This window comes from Rathayibacter sp. VKM Ac-2928, from assembly GCF_022815545.1.
Classification (GTDB): Bacteria; Actinomycetota; Actinomycetes; order Actinomycetales; family Microbacteriaceae; genus Rathayibacter; species Rathayibacter festucae.
The window spans coordinates 444,889-459,962 of the sequence record NZ_JALGRU010000003.1 but is presented as its reverse complement, the minus strand read 5'-3'; the positions used below and the strand labels follow the sequence as shown (position 1 = coordinate 459,962).

Sequence of the window (15,074 nt, the reverse complement as noted above, 5' to 3'; positions counted from 1 at the left end):
TCGATGGACGCCTTCGGCGGGATGCGACCCATTGAGGGTCGCCGTCGCGTTCCACGGTCTTCCGGGCCGAGGGCTGCCGCCTTTCGGGCGATGCTGCGGCGTTCCCGCGATGACGATGTCATCGCAGGAAGGCCGCAGCCACGCCCGCGTCAACCGGCACGTGGAGTCCGGTCGTGTGCGAGAAGTCGGAAGTGCAGAGCGCGAACACCGCGTTGGCGACGTTCTCGGGGACGACCTCGCGCTTGAGGATGGTGCGCTTGGCGTAGAACGCGCCCAGGTCCTCCTCGTCGATGCCGTAGGTCTTGGCGCGGTTCGCGCCCCAGCCGGAGGCGAAGATGCCGGAGCCGCGGACGACGCCGTCGGGGTTGATGCCGTTGACCTTGATGCCGTGCTCGCCGAGCTCGGCGGCCAGCAGGCGCACCTGGTGGGCCTGGTCGGCCTTGGTCGCGGAGTAGGCGATGTTGTTCGGGCCGGCGAAGACCGAGTTCTTCGAGGAGATGTAGACGATGTCGCCGCCGAGCTTCTGGTCGACGAGCACGCGGGCCGCGGCCTGCGAGACGAGGAACGAGCCCTTCGCCATCACGTCGTGCTGGAGGTCCCAGTCGGCCTCGGTGGTGTCGAAGAGCGATTTGGAGAGCGAGAGGCCGGCGTTGTTGACCACCAGGTCGAGACCGCCGAAGGCGAGCACGGTGGCGTCGATCGCGGCCTTCACGGCGGCGGCGTCGGAGACGTTCGCCGCCACTCCCACCGCGACGTCGGTCGAGCCGAGCTCGGCGGCCCCGGCCTGCGCCTTGGCGAGGTCGAGGTCGGCGACGACGACGCAGGCGCCCTCGGCGGCGAGGCGGGTGGCGATGGCCTTGCCGATGCCGGAGGCGGCGCCGGTCACCAGCGCGATGCGGGAGGCGAGGGGCTTGGGCTTCGGCATGCGCTGCAGCTTCGCCTCCTCGAGCGCCCAGTACTCGATGCGGAACTTCTCGGCCTCGTCGATCGGCGCGTAGGTGGAGATCGCCTCGGCGCCGCGCATCACGTTGATCGCGTTGACGTAGAACTCGCCGGCGACGCGGGCGGTCTGCTTGTTCGCGCCGTAGGAGAACATGCCCACGCCGGGCACGAGCACGATCAGCGGGTCGGCGCCGCGGATCGCGGGGCTCTCGGGCGTGGCGTGTGCGTCGTAGTAGGCCTGGTAGTCGGCGCGGTAGGCCTCGTGCAGCGCGGGGAGGCGCTCGACGATCTCCTCGACGGTGGCCGTGGCCGGCAGGTCGACGAGCAGCGGCTTCACCTTGGTGCGGAGGAAGTGGTCGGGGCAGGAGGTGCCGAGCGCGGCCAGGCGCGGGTGCTCGGTGCTCGCGAGGAAGTCGAGGACCTCGGCGGAGTCGGTGAAGTGGCCGACCTGGGGGCGGTCGTGCGAGGCGATCGAGCGCAGGTGGGCGGCGAGGGCGGCGGCCTTGGCGCGGCGCTCCTCCTCGGGGAGGGCGGCGTAGCCGTCGAGGGCGGGGCCGAAGGGCTCGGGGCGGCCGTGCTCGGCGATGTAGGCGCTCGCGGTCTCGATGATGCGGAGCGAGTTCGCCTCCGCCTCCTCGCTGGTGTCGCCCCAGGCGGTGATGCCGTGGCCGCCGAGGATCGCGCCGATGACCTCGGGGTTCGCCTCCTTGATCGCGGCGATGTCGAGGCCGAGCTGGAAGCCGGGGCGGCGCCACGGGACCCAGGCGACGGTGCCGCCGAAGGCCTCCGCGGTGAGGCGCTCGCCGTCGGCGGCGGTCGCGAAGGCGATGCCGGAGTCGGGGTGCAGGTGGTCGACGTGCGCGGCGTCGACGAGGCCGTGCATCGCGGTGTCGATCGAGGGGGCGGCGCCGCCCTTGCCGTGCAGCGTGTAGTCGAACGCGGCGACCATCTCGTCCTCGCGGTCGACGCCGGGGTAGACGTTCACGAGCGCGCGGAGGCGGTCCATGCGGAGGACCGCGAGGCCCGACTCCTTCAGCGTGCCGAGATCGCCGCCGGAGCCCTTGACCCAGAGCAGCTCGACGGGCTCGCCGGTGACCGGATCGGTCTCGACGCCCTTCGCGGAGGTGTTGCCGCCCGCGTAGTTCGTGTTGCGCGGGTCGGCCCCGAGGCGGTTCGAGCGGGCGATGAGCTCTGCGGCGGTCGAGGCTGCCATGACTTCTCCGTCTGATTGAACGAGTGTGTTAACTATCACAGAAGCTAACAGGCCGACTCGTTCCGGTCAATGCTCGTCAGCGCACGTCGGCGAGGCCGCGGAACGGGTCGAGTCGCTCGTCCGCGGGGTCGAGCTCGGTCACGAGCACCGCGATCGCGTCCCAGTCGAGCGCGCGGGCGAGGGCCGTGCGCTCGAGCTTGGACGAGTCGACCAGCAGCACCGTCTCGGCCGAGGCGGCGACGAGCACGCGCTTCACCTGCGCCTCCTCGAGCGTCACCTCGCTCGTGCCCGCGCGGGTGACGGCCGAGGCGGAGGTGAAGAAGCGGTCGTAGTGCAGCTCGGCCGCGCCGGCGCAGGCGAGCGGGCCGACGAAGCTGTCGGTCTCGGCCTGGAGCTCGCCGCCGATCAGGACGACCCGGGCGCGGGTGGCGCGGGCCGAGGCGTGGTTCTCCAGTGAGTTGGTCGCGATCAGCAGCCGCGGCGACTCCGGGGCGGCGGCGAGCAGGGTTCCGGCCGTCGAGGAGGCGTCGACCGCGATCGCGCCGGAGTCGGGCAGCAGCGCGACGGCTTTGCGCGCGATCTCGCGCTTGGCGGCGGCGCCCGCGGCCAGGCGCTCGGCGAAGGGGCGGGGGCGGAGCGCGGCGACCGCGCCGCCGCGGACCCGGCTGAGCCGGCCCTCCGCCTCGAGGTCGGCCAGATCGCGGCGCACGGTCATCGTCGACACGTCGAGCTCGGCCGCCGCGTCGTCGAGGCGGATCGCGCCGTCGCGCTCGAGCAGCTCGATCAGGCGCGCGCGCCGCTCCGCGGAGTCCACCGTGGCCATGCCGCTCCCGTTCCGCCGGCGCGTGGGCGCCCGCGCGATCGAGAGTAACGGTGGGCGCGCGGGCGGGGCGCCGGTCCGGCGGGCCTCAGCTCTCGCCGTCGCGGTCGCGCCGCACCTGGGCGGACGGGTCGCGACCGGTCACCGGGAACGGCCCCGTCACTCCGTCGCGCAGCTCCGCGATCCGCAGGATGCGGCCGCGCTGCAGGAACCAGCCCGCCACCAGCAGCGGGACGATGATCACCAGCGAGGCGATGGTGAGCGTGCCGACCGGGAAGTCGATCGCCATCAGCACCAGCACCACGGCCAGGAAGACGAGGGTCAGCCAGGAGGTGACCGGAGCGCCGGGGAGCTTGAAGGACGGCTCCTTCGCGAGGCCCTTCTTCGCCCACTGCCGCAGCCGCATCTGGCAGAGGATGATCGTGCCCCACGCCGTGATGATGCCCAGGCTCGCGATGTTCAACGCGATCTCGAACGCCTGGCTCGGCACGAAGTAGTTGAGCACCACGCCCGCCACCGTGAAGGTCGCGGTGAGCAGGATGCCCGCGTAGGGGACGCCGCCCTTCGACATCCGCGTCGTCCACTTCGGGGCGGAGCCGTTCATGCCCATCGAGTGCAGCGCGCGACCGGTGGAGTAGAGGCCGGCGTTGAGGGAGGAGAGGGCCGCGGTGAGCACCACGAAGTTCATGATCGAGCCCGCGATGGTGCCGACCTCGGGCCCGCCGATCGAGGAGAAGAAGGTGACGAAGGGGCTCTCGCCCTCCTTGTAGGCGGTGTAGGGGAGCAGCAGCGAGAGCAGGACGATCGAGCCGACGTAGAAGATCGCGATCCGGAAGATCACCGAGTTGATCGCGCGCGGGATGACCTTCTCGGTGTCCTGCGTCTCGCCGGAGGCGGTGCCGACCAGCTCGATCGCGGCGTAGGCGAAGACGACGCCCTGCATCACCAGGACCGCGGGGAGCAGGCCGTTGGGGAGGATGCCGCCGTTGTCCGAGAGGATCGAGACGCCGGTCTGCACGGTCTCGCCGCCGGCCTGCACCGGGAAGGCGAAGACGAGCCAGATCAGCGCGACGACGAGGAAGGCGACCAGCGCCGTCACCTTGATCAGCGCGAACCAGAACTCGAGCTCGCCGAAGACCTTGACCGCGACCATGTTCGCGGCGAGGACGACGAGCAGCGCGATGAGGGCGAGGAGCCACTGCGGCGCCGCGGTGAAGGCCGACCAGTACTTGAGGTAGACGGCGACGGCGGTGGTGTCGACGATCGAGGTCATCGCCCAGTTGAGGAAGTACATCCAGCCGGCCGCGTAGGCGAACTTCTCGCCGTAGAACTCGCGGGCGTAGGAGATGAACGACCCCGACGACGGGCGGTGCAGGACCAGCTCGCCGAGGGCGCGGAGGATGAAGAAGGCGAAGACGCCGGCGACGAGGTAGGCGATCGCGAGGGCCGGGCCGGCGGAGTTGAGGCGGCCGCCGGCGCCGAGGAAGAGCCCGGTTCCGATCGCTCCGCCGATCGCGATCATCTGGAGCTGGCGGGGCTTCAGACCGTGCTGGTAGCCCTCCTGCTCGTGCGAGAAGTCCTTGGCGGGCGCCTGCTCCGCACCGATGTCGTCCTGCGCTGTCATGGCGTCACGGTACTCCCGCGCGGGGGCGGTTCCGGCCGCCGAGCGCGGGGAGGGGGCGGGTATGCGCTTGCCCGGTGGCTGAGCGGGCCCGCGGGGGCGCATCGAGACCCGAACTCGCAGGCACGTGCGTTCCGCGGAGACGGCTCCTGGTGAGGGGAAGCCGTGCTGATCGAGTAGCCCGCGGAGCGGGCGCATCGAGATCCACCAGGGCCAGAAGGACGAGTCTGCAGATCCGCCCTGCTGATGACGGCGGGTCTCGATACGCCCCTTCGGGGCTACTCGACCACCATGACGGGGCGCAGCCGCGTCCTTTCGCTCACCACCGAGACGCGAAGCGGTTTCCCCGCTCGATGCACCCGCGGAGCGGGCTGCTCGACCGGCGCGAAGCGGGTCGCTCGACCAGCAGAAGAGGGGCGCTCAGGCGGGCGCGCGGTGGGTGGCGAAGGCGAGGTCGAGGAAGGGGAGGCGGTCGCGCTCGACGACGGCCGTCAGGACGCGGTCGCCGAGGTCGGCGCCGACGCCGAGGACGTGCGCGTCGGTGTCGATCCGGAGTCCGGGGACCGGGCGGCCGTCGAGGAGGAGCGGGACGTCGTGCTCGACGCACTTCTCGGTCGCGGGGCCGAGCAGCTCGCCGGGGAGCCGGCCGCGGACGCGCTCGGCGTGGAACCGGTTCCTCAGGATGTGGTTCACGTGCTCGACGAGCACACTCTCGGCCGAGTGCCACGGCGGGGCGGGCTCGTGCGCGACGGTCGTCCGCACCGCCTCCCACAGCCACGGGTAGCGCATCCGGGCCTTGATCGCGGTCATCCAGTCGGGCAGCGGGCGCACCGGCGGGGCGTCGAGCGAGGCGCGCTGCTCGTCGTCGAGCTCCGCGAGGTCGGCGGGGTCGTCGTGGTCGTCCGGGTTCAGCCAGAGCGTGTAGCCGATCGCCACGGACTCGATCTCGACGCGTCCGCCGGAGGAGCTCGACGACGTGCCGGACGTCCACGGCTCGAGCGACGGCTGAGGAACGAAGCCGTACAGCGGGCCCGGGAAGGTGCGCGCCACCTCGTCGAGGGTCGGAGGGACCGGGACGTCCTCGAGGCGGGCGCTCTCGTCGGCGAACATCCTCCGAGGGTGCCGCGGCGGCGCGGCGGGCGCAACGGCGGGCGGTGACCCGGCGCGAAGCGGCGGCGGGCGGGGGCCGGCGAGCGGAGGTCCGGCGATGGCGGGTCTCGATACGCCCGCTGCGCGGGCTACTCGACCAGCATGAGGGGGGGTCCGCGGAGCGGGGTGCTCGACCAGCATGAGGGGGGGTCCGCGGAGCGGGCTGGTCGACCAGCAAAGGGGCTCAGGCGCGGGCGTGGCGGGTGACGAAGGTGAAGTCGAGGAGGGGGAGGCGGTCGCGCTCGACGACGGCCGTCAGGAAGCGGTCGCCGAGGTGGGCGCCGACGCCGAGGACGTGCGGGTCGGTGTCGATCCGGATGCCGGGGACCCACCGCCCGTCGAGGAGGAGCGGGACGCCGTGCTCGACGCCGAGGTCCATCGCGGGGCCGAGGAGCTCGCCGGGGTCGCTCCCACCGGCGCGCTCGCTGCGGAGGCGGCTCCTCAGGACGCGGTTCACGTGCTCGAGGAGCGCGAACTCGATGCTCTGCCACGGCGAGTGCTCCTCCGCCACGCTCGTCCGCACCGCGTCCCAGAGCTGGGGGTACGGCATCCGGGCGGCGATCTCCGCCATCCACTCGGGCACGGGATGCGTTGGCGAGACGTCGAGCGAGGGCCTCGGCTGGCCGCCGAGCTCCTCGAGATTCGCGGGGTCGTCGTGGTCGTCCGGGTTGCGCCAGAAGGTGTAGCCGATCGAGGCCTCGTCGAAGAGGATCACCCCGCCCGCATCGCGCGCCGAGGCCGAGGACACCCACTCCTCCAGGGACGGCTGCGGCGTGAGGGTGAAGAGCGGACCTCGGAAGAACCGCGTCACGACGTCCAGCGTCGGCGGCTCGGGGAGCTCCTCGGGGGACGCGTACTCGTCGGCATGCATCCGTCCAGCCTCACGCGACGGCGGCGCGGTGGGCGACGCCGTTCGGCGAACCGGCGCGAGGCGACGCACCGGGGCTCAGGCCGGCGTTGAGACCGACGTCGTTGTGACGCCGCGTGCGGCTCGAGCCCTCGCCTTGATGGCCTCGATCACCTCGGTCTTGGCGTCCGAGTAGGCGTTCATGTCGGCCCAGCTCCGCTCCATCAGCGAGCGCTTGGTCGCCTCGTAGAGGGAGCGGTCGGCCGCGTCGCGCCGGAGGTGGTCGCGGAGCAGGAGGTACTCCTCGATCGCGGCGTCGCCCCGGGCGTAGAGGTGCACGTGCACGTCCCGCTCCGGGGTGCGGACGAGGCGATGGCCGGGCTCGCGGACGCGCAGCCGGTAACCGGCCGCGAGCAGTGGGGCCAGGTAGTCCTCCTCCGCGGTGATGTCGGGGACCGCGACGGCGACGTCGATGATCGGCTTCGCCGCGAGGCCGGGCACCGCGGTGGAGCCGATGTGCTCGATCGCGACGTCGACCGCCGCGAGGGCCTGCGCGATCCGCCGCTGGTGCTCGCGGAACGCCTCCGCCCAGCCCCCGTCGTACGCGTGCAGCCCGACCGCGAGCGGCTCGGCACCACCGACGATGTCGACGGTCGTGACGTCCGGCCGGGGGTGCTCGCTGCTGTCCATACCGGAATCCTCGCAGTGCTCGCGGCCCCTGATCGCGGCGGGCGAACGTCCGGGGCAAGGGCTTGCAGCCCGCCGATCGGAGGGATTGTCTGGAGGCAGGAGAGAGAGGTGTCACCATGACGCAGACCTTCCCCGCGTGGTTGCGGGACCAGGAGAAGAGGGACGACGAGGTCGGCGAGCTCGCCCAGACCTACGCCGGCCGCGGCGACCTGCCGGAGCACGGCGGACGCGCCATCTACGACGGCTACTTCGCGAGCGAGCCCGCCTCGGCGCAGGCCTCGCTCGACCGGGCCTGGATGGAGTTCGAGGCGCACCCCGAGCCGTCCGCCACCTCGGACGAGCCGGAGGGACTGCGATGAGCGACCAGACCCCGAGCCCCGTCGAGGACCCGGACGACCAGGCCGACAAGCCCTCGCAGGCCGAGGGCGAGGATCCGCGCGACACCCCGGTCGAGGTGCTGCCCGCCGAGGGCAAGCCCTCGAAGGCCGAGGGCTGAGCCGAAGGCTCGGCGTGAGGGGCGCTCCCGTTCGCGGGGGCGCCCCTTCCTGCTGTTGTCCGTGGCGGGGGGGATCTCGATACGCCCGCTGCGCGGGCTACTCGATCAGCATGGGCTGCCCGCTGCGCGGGCCGCTCGCCGACACGTTCCGAGGACGGCACCTATTCAGCAGAAGTTGCGGTATCCGGGTGCGACTACCGCAACTTTTGAGGAGTGGGGGCGGAGACGGCCGGGTCAGCGGCCGACGGCGGCCATCAGCTCGTGGGCCTCGGGGCTCTCGGGGTACTGGGCGAGGACGCGCTCGAGGTCGCGGCGGGCTGGGGCGCGCCGGCCGTCGGCGAGGTGGGTGCTGGCCCGCTCGTAGAGGGCCTCGATCCGGAGCTCGACGGGGCGGGCGGTCGTGACGTTCGGGCGCACCACGCGGTCGAAGGCCTCGAGGGCGCTCTCGATCAGGCCGAGCTCGCGCAGGGCGACGCCGCGGCGGATGAGGACCGCGGCGGACGGGGCGTCGACGTTGACCACCGGCGCCGAGAACTGCGCCATGTCGCCCCAGCGCCGCCGGGCGGAGTAGAGCGACGCGAGCGTCGAGGCGGCCAGCGTCGAGGGCGGGAGCGTCTCGACGGCGGCCGTGGCGCCGGCCGGGTCGTCCGCGGCGGCGAGCTCGGCGAAGAGCAGGCGCAGCGCGGTCGCGTCGAGCGGGACGTCGATGTCGAGTCCGGCGCTGAGCGGCAGATGGGCCGTGAGGACGATCCCGTAGCGGCGGAGGAACGGATCGGCGGCCGGGTCGTAGCGCATCCGCACCAGCCAGCCGGCGAGGCGGAGGGCGCGGTCGTCCTCCTGGCGCGACAGCGCGTCGCGGACCAGCTCGATCACGGCGGCGAGCTTCGAGCCCTCGGGAGAGGCGGCGGTCGCCTCGTGCAGCTCGGCGGCGGGGGCGCCCGCGCGGATCAGGCGGATGAGCGGCGCCTCCCACGGCTGCGCCAGCGGCGAGGGCCGGACGAGACCGGGGCCGCTGGGCATCGACAGCCCGGCCGAGAGCCGGGAGCGGTCTCGGGAGCGGCTGAGGGCCGGGCCCACGACGGGGTGCAGGCGAGCACCCGCGAGGACGCGCAGCTCTCCTGCGGTCCGGAAACCGATCCCCACTGCAGCACTCCCCCACTCGGGGGACCCACTCGACCCCCCAGGTCCCCAGTTTACGGGGTCCCCTGGCCTCCCTCCCCCCGAAAGGGGTCCGCGGCCGTGTCGGGAATCGGAGGAGGGCCGACGCGTCGGGTCGGACGGCCGCGAACGGACTCGACGGAGGCGCGATCGGGCGGCGTCTTCCCGGGCGGTGACCCTTCGGCCACCGCCCGCGGAGGCGCCTCCGTCAGGACGCCCTGGTCGGGACGCCCCGATCAGGACGCCCCGGTCAGGCGACGGCCGTGAGGCGGGAGCCGTCCGCGGCGCTGCGCTCGACGGCGTCGAGCACCTGCTGCACCTGCAGGGCGTCGGCGAACGACGGCGTGGGCTGGACGCCCTCGGCGATCGCCGTGACGAGGTCGACGACCTGGTGGCTGAAGACGTGCTCGTAGCCGAGCCCGTGCCCGGTCGGCCACCAGGCGGCGGCGTAGGGGTGCACCGGCTCCGTCACCTGGATGGTGCGGAAGCCCTGCGCGCCCTCGGGGTCGCGGGCGTCGTAGTACTCGAGCTCGTTCATCCGCTCGAAGTCGAAGGCGATCGAGCCGGTCTCGCCGTTGATCTCGATCCGGTTGGCGTTCTTCCGACCGGTGGCGACGCGGGTCGCCTCGAAGACGCCGACGGCGCCTCCGCTCAGCGTCGCGGTGAACAGGGCGGCGTCGTCGACGGTGACCGGGCCGCGCTCGGCGCCCTCCTCGGCGCGACCGCCGAGGCCGGCCTGCGCGGACAGGACCGGGCGCTCGGTGACGAACGTCCGCAGCATCGCCGAGACGCCGTCGATCGTCTGCCCGGTGAGCCACTGCGCGGTGTCGATGCTGTGCGCGCCGATGTCGCCGAGGGCGCCGGAGCCGGCCCTCTCCTTGTCGAGGCGCCACGTCAGCGGGCCCTCGGAGTCGCTCAGCCAGTCCTGCAGGTACTGCGCGCGGACGTGCCGGATCTCGCCGAGCCGGCCCTCCTCGAGGAAGCGCTTGGCCAGCGCGAGCGCCGGGGTGCGGCGGTAGCTGAAGCCGCACATCGCGAAGCCGGTCGCGGCGGCGGCCGCCTCCGTCATCGTCCGGGCCTCGGGGACGGAGCGCGCGAGCGGCTTCTCGCAGAGCACGTGCTTGCCGGCCTCGAGGGCGGCGATCGCGATCTCGGCGTGCTGGTCGCCCGGGGTGCAGATGTCGATCAGGTCGATGTCGTCGCGGGCGATCACCGCTCGCCAGTCGATGGAGGACTCGGCCGCGCCGAAGTTCTCGGCGGCGGCCCGCGCGCGGCCCTCGTCGCGGCCGACGACCACGGCGAGCTCGGGCTGCAGCGGCAGGTCGAAGAAGCGCGGGGCGGTCCGCCAGGCCTGGGCGTGGGCGCGGCCCATGAAGGCGTGGCCGATCATGGCGACGCGGAGGGGTGCTGTCATCGGAGGTCTCCTCGGAAGGGGCGCGCCGGCCGCGACCAGGGAGAGGTCGCGGCCGGCGCGGGACGGGTCGGGTGGTGCCTGCGGGCGCGGGCGGTGTCAGGCGCGGACGGGGTCGCCGACCGGCTCGCCGGCGGCCGTCCGCAGCGGGAGCAGCTCGGGCCGCTCCACCCTGGACTCGATCTCGACGACCGCCTTCTCGGCGCTCGAGCGGAGGATCGCGTCCATGATCTCGAGGACGTGCAGCCCGAGACGGCCGGAGGCGCGGTGCGGCCGGTCCTCCGCGATCGCCTCGGCGATGTCGGCGAGACCGACGCCGCGCCCGGTGTCGACGACGCCGGCGGAGTCGGGGACGACCCGCCAGTCCTCGTCGCGCACCGCGACCTCGACGGGGTCGGAGAACATGTTCGGGTCGGGGACGGCGATGGTGCCCTCCGTCCCGAAGATCTCGAACTTCGGCGCGCGGGTGCGCCAGACCTCGAAGCTGACCATCACCGTCGAGGTGACGCCGTTCTCGTGCTCGAGCAGCGCGCTGATGTGCGTGTCGATCGAGACGGGGATGGGCGTGCCGGCGCGCGGGCCGGACTCGATGGTGCGCGGGCGGTCCGAGCGGGTCGCGAGACCGGTGACCCGGACGACGGGTCCGAAGAAGTGCACCAGCGCGGTCAGGTAGTACGGGCCCATGTCCAGCAGCGGGCCGCCGCCGGGCTGGTAGTAGAACTCCGGCGCCGGGTGCCAGCGCTCGTGGCCGGGAGCGGCCCAGTGCACCTGCGCGGCGATCGGCGTGCCGATCACTCCGGAGTCGAGCGTCTGCCGCGCGGTCTGCACGCCGGTGCCGAGCACGGTGTCGGGGGCGCTGCCGAAGCGCAGGCCCAGCTCCTCGGCGAGGTCGAGCATCGGCGCGGCCTCGGCGGGGTTCAGGCCGAGCGGCTTCTCCGCGAAGACGTGCTTGCCGGCCTTCAGCGCGCGGGTGCCGATCTCGACGTGCGCGGCGGGGATGGTCAGGTTGAGCACCGCGTCGACCTCGGGGTCGGCGATCAGCTCGTCGACCGAGAGGGCGCGGACGCCCTGCTCGTCGGCGACCTCCTGCGCTCGCGCGGTGTTCAGGTCGGCGACCGCGACGAGGCGGAGGCCGGGGAAGGTCGGGAGGTTCGCGAGGTACTGCTCGCTGATCTTCCCGACTCCGATGATGCCGACTCTCAGCGGGAGGCCCACAGCAGTCCCCTCTCGATGATGGTGCGGACGTTGGCGTCCTGGAGGATCTCGACGCGGTGGCCCGGGGTCGAGACGAAGATGCGGCCCTCGCCCCACTGGCGGGTCCAGACGGCGGGGGAGGTGATCGGGCGGTGCCACGGGTCCCACTCGCGGACGGCCTGCGTGGTGGTCGCGAGCACGTCGTTGTAGTCGTCGTGCAGCACCCAGTACTGCTCGGTGGTGAGCTCGAAGTCGGTGATGCCCTGCGTGATCGGGTGATCGGCGGCGAGGGCCGTCATCTCGATCGTGTGCGGGACGTAGTTGTCCGACTGCTCGCCGGTGCGCTCGTCCGGGTGCTTGCCCGGGTGCGAGACGAACTGGCCGCCGATCAGCTGCAGGTAGTCGGAGTTGCTGCGGTACGAGTCGGCGATGCCGCCGTGCCAGCCGGCCAGGCCGGTGCCGCGCTCGACGGCCGCGCGCAGGCCGAGGAACTCGGGCCACTCGATCGAGGTCATGGTGTTGGACTGCACGATCAGGTCGACGGTGCGCAGGTAGTCCTCGTCGGCGTAGACGGCGGTCGACTCCTCGACGCGCACCTCGAAGCCGTTCTCGGCGAGGAAGGGGAGGAACAGCTCGGTCGCCTCGACGGGCTGGTGGCCGTCCCAGCCGCCGCGGACGACGAGCGCCCTCTTGGCGGGAGTGGACGGGGGGAGGTCGGTCATCGGTGTCCTCGGGGTGCTCGGCGGATCGCTCCGCGGTTCGTCATCGAACGGTAGTTGCGCAACTCTATTGCCGTTGCCGCCCGTGTGTGTCCAGTCTGCACCCGTGGAGAGTCGTGGGCAAGGCGGGATCCGGGTTCTCGCGACGGTCGTTTCCCGGCTGGGTTTCGCAACTCGTTCTGCTCTACAGTGGGGGCATGGACGACAGCGGTGCCGCTCCCCGGCCGACGATGGCGCGCATCGCCGAGCGCGCGGGGACGAGCGTGCCGACGGTCTCGAAGGTGCTGAGCGGCGGGACCGACGTCTCCGAGGCGACCCGGCTGCGGGTGATGGAGGCCGCGCACGAGCTCGGCTACCGGCGCCGGCCGCGGCTGCGTCCGCCGGCGGAGGACCCGCACGTCGCGCACATCGTCGACGTCGTGGTCGGCCACCTGGACGGCACCTGGATCGGTCCCGTCCTCGCCGGGATCGAGGAGGAGGCCGCGGCGGCCGGCGTCGACCTGGTGCTCACCCGCGCGCGGCCCGACGGGGAATGGGTCAACCGGCTCCTGCGCCGCTCGTCCCTCGGCGCGATCGTCGTCCTCGTGGACGTCACGGCGGCGCAGCTGCACCTGCTCACCACGGCCGAGCTGCCCGTGGTGATCGTGGACCCGATCACCCGCCCGCCCGCCGACGTGGCGAGCGTCGGCGCGACCAACTGGGACGGCGGCCGGATGGCGGCGGAGCACCTGCTCGCCCAGGGTCACACCCGCATCGGCGTGATCGCGGGCGCTCGCGGGCAGCTCTACAGCAGCGCCCGGCTCGACGGCTTCAGCACGGCGCTGCGCGATGCGGGGGTGCCGCTGCCGCGGGAGCGCGTGGTCTACGCCGGCTGGAACCGCGACCGCTCCCGGGTCGTCGCCTCCGCGATGCTGGCGGACGCGCTGATCCGGCCCACGGCGCTCTTCGCGCTCTCGGACACCATGGCGCTCGGCGTCTACGACGCGGCCGACCTGGCCGGCCTGCGCATCCCGGACGACCTCAGCGTGATCGGCTTCGACGACGTGCAGGAGTCGGCGTGGGCGACGCCGCCGCTGACCACGATCCAGCAGCCGATCGCCCAGATGGGCGCCGCCGCCTTCCGGATGCTGCACCAGGCGCACCGCGCGGCCCGGCCGCTGTCCTCGAGCGCGACACGGCTGGAGCTCGAGACGCGCCTGATCGAGCGCGCGTCGGTGGGCCGGCCGCGCTGAGGGCGGTGCGGCGGGCGGGCTGCGTACTGCTCCTCGAAGGAGTCGAACCGCGCTGTTCCCTATGACGCCATCGAGGCGAGTAGATTATGTCTCTCAGGACATGACCGGGGAGGTGCGCTGATGACGGAGAGCTCGACCGCCGTGCGCTCGGCCCGTGCCAGCCGCGGCTTCACACAGCAGCAGCTGGCGGACCTGACCGATGTCGATCAGGCCCGGATCTCGCGCATCGAGAACGGCCGGGACGCGGACTTCAGCACGGTGCAGCGCGTCCTGGCGGGCGCGGGGCACCGGCTCTACGCACTGCCCCTCCAGCGGGACGATGCCGCGGCCGCGGCTGTCGAGATCCGCGGACGGCTGCGAGTGGGGGATCGGGATCGCGCCCTGCGGGCACTCCTGCAGCTCAACGACAACCTCGTCGCTGAGCGCGGGCTCCTCCGAGGTGTGCTGGGGCTGGCGGAGCCCGAGCCGACGCGGAACCGCGCGTGGGACGCGGCGATCGCCGCGCTCGTCGCCTGGCGTCTGGGCGAGGAGGGGCTGCCTCTCCCGGCCTGGGTGACCCGGCCCCTGCGCTACCTCCCTGTCGCCGTCGTCCTCGAGATCGACCCCGCGGATCCGGCGCCGCCCGAGTCGGAGGTGCCCGAGGAGTTCCTGCGGCGCGGCGTGCACGTGTGGCGAGACACCTTCGCGAGCGTGTGATCGTGGCCGTCTCGCTCGACCGCGACGACATCATCGCGGGTCTCGCGGAACTCGTCGCTGAGCTCCATCAGCTGCGGGAGACGGCGGGCATCCGGCTCGTCGGCGGTGCCGCCCTCGCTCTCCGCTACTTCGACAGGGGCACGACGCAGGATCTGGACTCGCTCCACGTGAACCCGGGCAGTGATGACGTGGTGACAGGGGCGGCTGCGAAGGTGGCGCGCAGGCACGGGTGGAGCGACGACTGGCTGAACTTCGCGGTGGAGCAGACCGGATCGGTGCCGACTCTCGGCGAGCGGGTCGTCGAGTGGGAGACGGTGTACGACCGTGCGGGGGTCGTGATCCAGGTCGCATCAGCTGATGCTCTTCTCGCGATGAAGCTTCGCGCCAATCGACCCGGTCGCGATACCAACGACATCCGTCAGCTCCTGAGTCTCTGCGAGGTCGGCACTCTGGAGGCCGCTGAAGACCTGTTCGAGAGCTTCTACCCCGGCGACGCGCTCGCCGACCGCGCCGTCGCGATCGTGACCCGGATTCTCGAGGCGGGGCTGCCGGAGAAGCCGCCCTCGCCAGGGCCGATTCTTCTCTGAGTGCCGGGAGCGCGCCGAGTCGCCCGAGAAGGCGCGTTCTCGGGGTGGAGAACGAGCCTTCTCGGGCGAGTCGGTGCGGGCGGCCCGCCCTCCGGTAGGAGCGAGCGACCTTCGCGACGCGAGCGCCTGCTGGTCGAGTAGCCCGCGGAGCGGGCGCCCGCATGCTGATCGAGTAGCCCGCGGAGCGGGCGTATCGAGATCCACCTGCGCCGGACGGCGGGTCCGCAGGCTGGATGCTCGGAGGACGTTGGTCTCGATACGCCCCTGCGGGGCTGCTCGACCAGCGTGGAGTCGGGCGA

15 protein-coding genes are annotated in these 15,074 nt (G+C 72.7%); 5 read left to right on the top strand and 10 right to left on the bottom strand.

The annotated features are described in order from the left end of the window. Nucleotides 1–118: 118 nt before the first annotated feature. The 6 genes from MT350_RS13600 to MT350_RS13575 all read right to left on the bottom strand — a co-directional run bounded on the left by MT350_RS13600 (nt 119) and on the right by MT350_RS13575 (nt 7,282). Entirely contained in the window at nt 119–2,155 is a 2,037-nt protein-coding gene (locus MT350_RS13600; RefSeq protein WP_243616125.1) for a bifunctional aldolase/short-chain dehydrogenase, read from the bottom strand. Between the two features lie 76 nt (nt 2,156–2,231). Next, entirely contained in the window at nt 2,232–2,978 is a 747-nt protein-coding gene (locus MT350_RS13595; protein ID WP_243598067.1) for a DeoR/GlpR family DNA-binding transcription regulator, read from the bottom strand. Between the two features lie 85 nt (nt 2,979–3,063). Further along, on the bottom strand, nt 3,064–4,599 hold the full coding sequence (locus MT350_RS13590; RefSeq protein ID WP_243616124.1) for an amino acid permease: 1,536 nt from the start codon (nt 4,597–4,599) through the stop codon (nt 3,064–3,066). A 417-nt stretch (nt 4,600–5,016) separates the two neighbouring features. Next, nucleotides 5,017–5,706, bottom strand: a complete 690-nt coding sequence (locus MT350_RS13585) for a hypothetical protein (RefSeq protein WP_243616123.1) — start codon at nt 5,704–5,706, stop codon at nt 5,017–5,019. A 223-nt stretch (nt 5,707–5,929) separates the two neighbouring features. Next, the gene (locus MT350_RS13580; protein WP_243616122.1) at nt 5,930–6,616 is read right to left on the bottom strand and encodes a hypothetical protein; all 687 of its coding nucleotides are present in this window, start codon (nt 6,614–6,616) and stop codon (nt 5,930–5,932) included. 75 nt (nt 6,617–6,691) lie between these two features. Next, entirely contained in the window at nt 6,692–7,282 is a 591-nt protein-coding gene (locus MT350_RS13575) for a GrpB family protein (protein WP_243616121.1), read from the bottom strand. 116 nt (nt 7,283–7,398) lie between these two features. On the opposite strand from MT350_RS13575, the gene MT350_RS13570 reads away from it, so the two are divergent. Together MT350_RS13570 and MT350_RS13565 are read left to right on the top strand one after the other, a co-directional pair. Then, nucleotides 7,399–7,641 carry a hypothetical protein gene (locus tag MT350_RS13570; protein WP_123706469.1) on the top strand — a complete coding sequence of 81 codons (243 nt, stop codon included), beginning with the start codon at nt 7,399–7,401 and terminating at the stop codon, nt 7,639–7,641. After that, nucleotides 7,638–7,778, top strand: coding sequence for a hypothetical protein (locus tag MT350_RS13565; protein ID WP_159421935.1), 141 nt, complete (start codon nt 7,638–7,640; stop codon nt 7,776–7,778). The genes MT350_RS13570 and MT350_RS13565 overlap by 4 nt, the downstream gene beginning before the upstream one ends. Before the next feature lie 234 nt (nt 7,779–8,012). Here the strand turns inward: MT350_RS13565 and MT350_RS20490 are convergent, their stop codons facing one another. From MT350_RS20490 to MT350_RS13545, 4 genes are all read right to left on the bottom strand, one after another. Further along, on the bottom strand, nt 8,013–8,921 hold the full coding sequence (locus tag MT350_RS20490; RefSeq protein WP_243616120.1) for a tetratricopeptide repeat protein: 909 nt from the start codon (nt 8,919–8,921) through the stop codon (nt 8,013–8,015). A 265-nt stretch (nt 8,922–9,186) separates the two neighbouring features. After that, nucleotides 9,187–10,350, bottom strand: a complete 1,164-nt coding sequence (locus MT350_RS13555) for a Gfo/Idh/MocA family protein (RefSeq protein ID WP_243616119.1) — start codon at nt 10,348–10,350, stop codon at nt 9,187–9,189. Between the two features lie 96 nt (nt 10,351–10,446). Then, nucleotides 10,447–11,562 carry a Gfo/Idh/MocA family protein gene (locus tag MT350_RS13550; RefSeq protein ID WP_243616118.1) on the bottom strand — a complete coding sequence of 372 codons (1,116 nt, stop codon included), beginning with the start codon at nt 11,560–11,562 and terminating at the stop codon, nt 10,447–10,449. Beyond that, the gene (locus MT350_RS13545; RefSeq protein ID WP_243616117.1) at nt 11,547–12,263 is read right to left on the bottom strand and encodes a ThuA domain-containing protein; all 717 of its coding nucleotides are present in this window, start codon (nt 12,261–12,263) and stop codon (nt 11,547–11,549) included. The genes MT350_RS13550 and MT350_RS13545 overlap by 16 nt, the downstream gene beginning before the upstream one ends. Before the next feature lie 194 nt (nt 12,264–12,457). Between MT350_RS13545 and MT350_RS13540 the strand changes: the two genes are divergently transcribed. The 3 genes from MT350_RS13540 to MT350_RS13530 all read left to right on the top strand — a co-directional run bounded on the left by MT350_RS13540 (nt 12,458) and on the right by MT350_RS13530 (nt 14,775). Beyond that, the gene (locus tag MT350_RS13540) at nt 12,458–13,492 is read left to right on the top strand and encodes a LacI family DNA-binding transcriptional regulator (RefSeq protein WP_243598074.1); all 1,035 of its coding nucleotides are present in this window, start codon (nt 12,458–12,460) and stop codon (nt 13,490–13,492) included. Between the two features lie 120 nt (nt 13,493–13,612). Continuing rightward, nucleotides 13,613–14,188, top strand: a complete 576-nt coding sequence (locus MT350_RS13535) for a helix-turn-helix transcriptional regulator (RefSeq protein WP_243598075.1) — start codon at nt 13,613–13,615, stop codon at nt 14,186–14,188. 2 nt (nt 14,189–14,190) lie between these two features. Beyond that, a complete protein-coding gene (locus tag MT350_RS13530) occupies nt 14,191–14,775 on the top strand; it encodes a hypothetical protein (RefSeq protein WP_132436848.1) in 585 nt (194 codons plus the stop codon). The last annotated feature ends 299 nt before the right edge of the window (nt 14,776–15,074 follow it).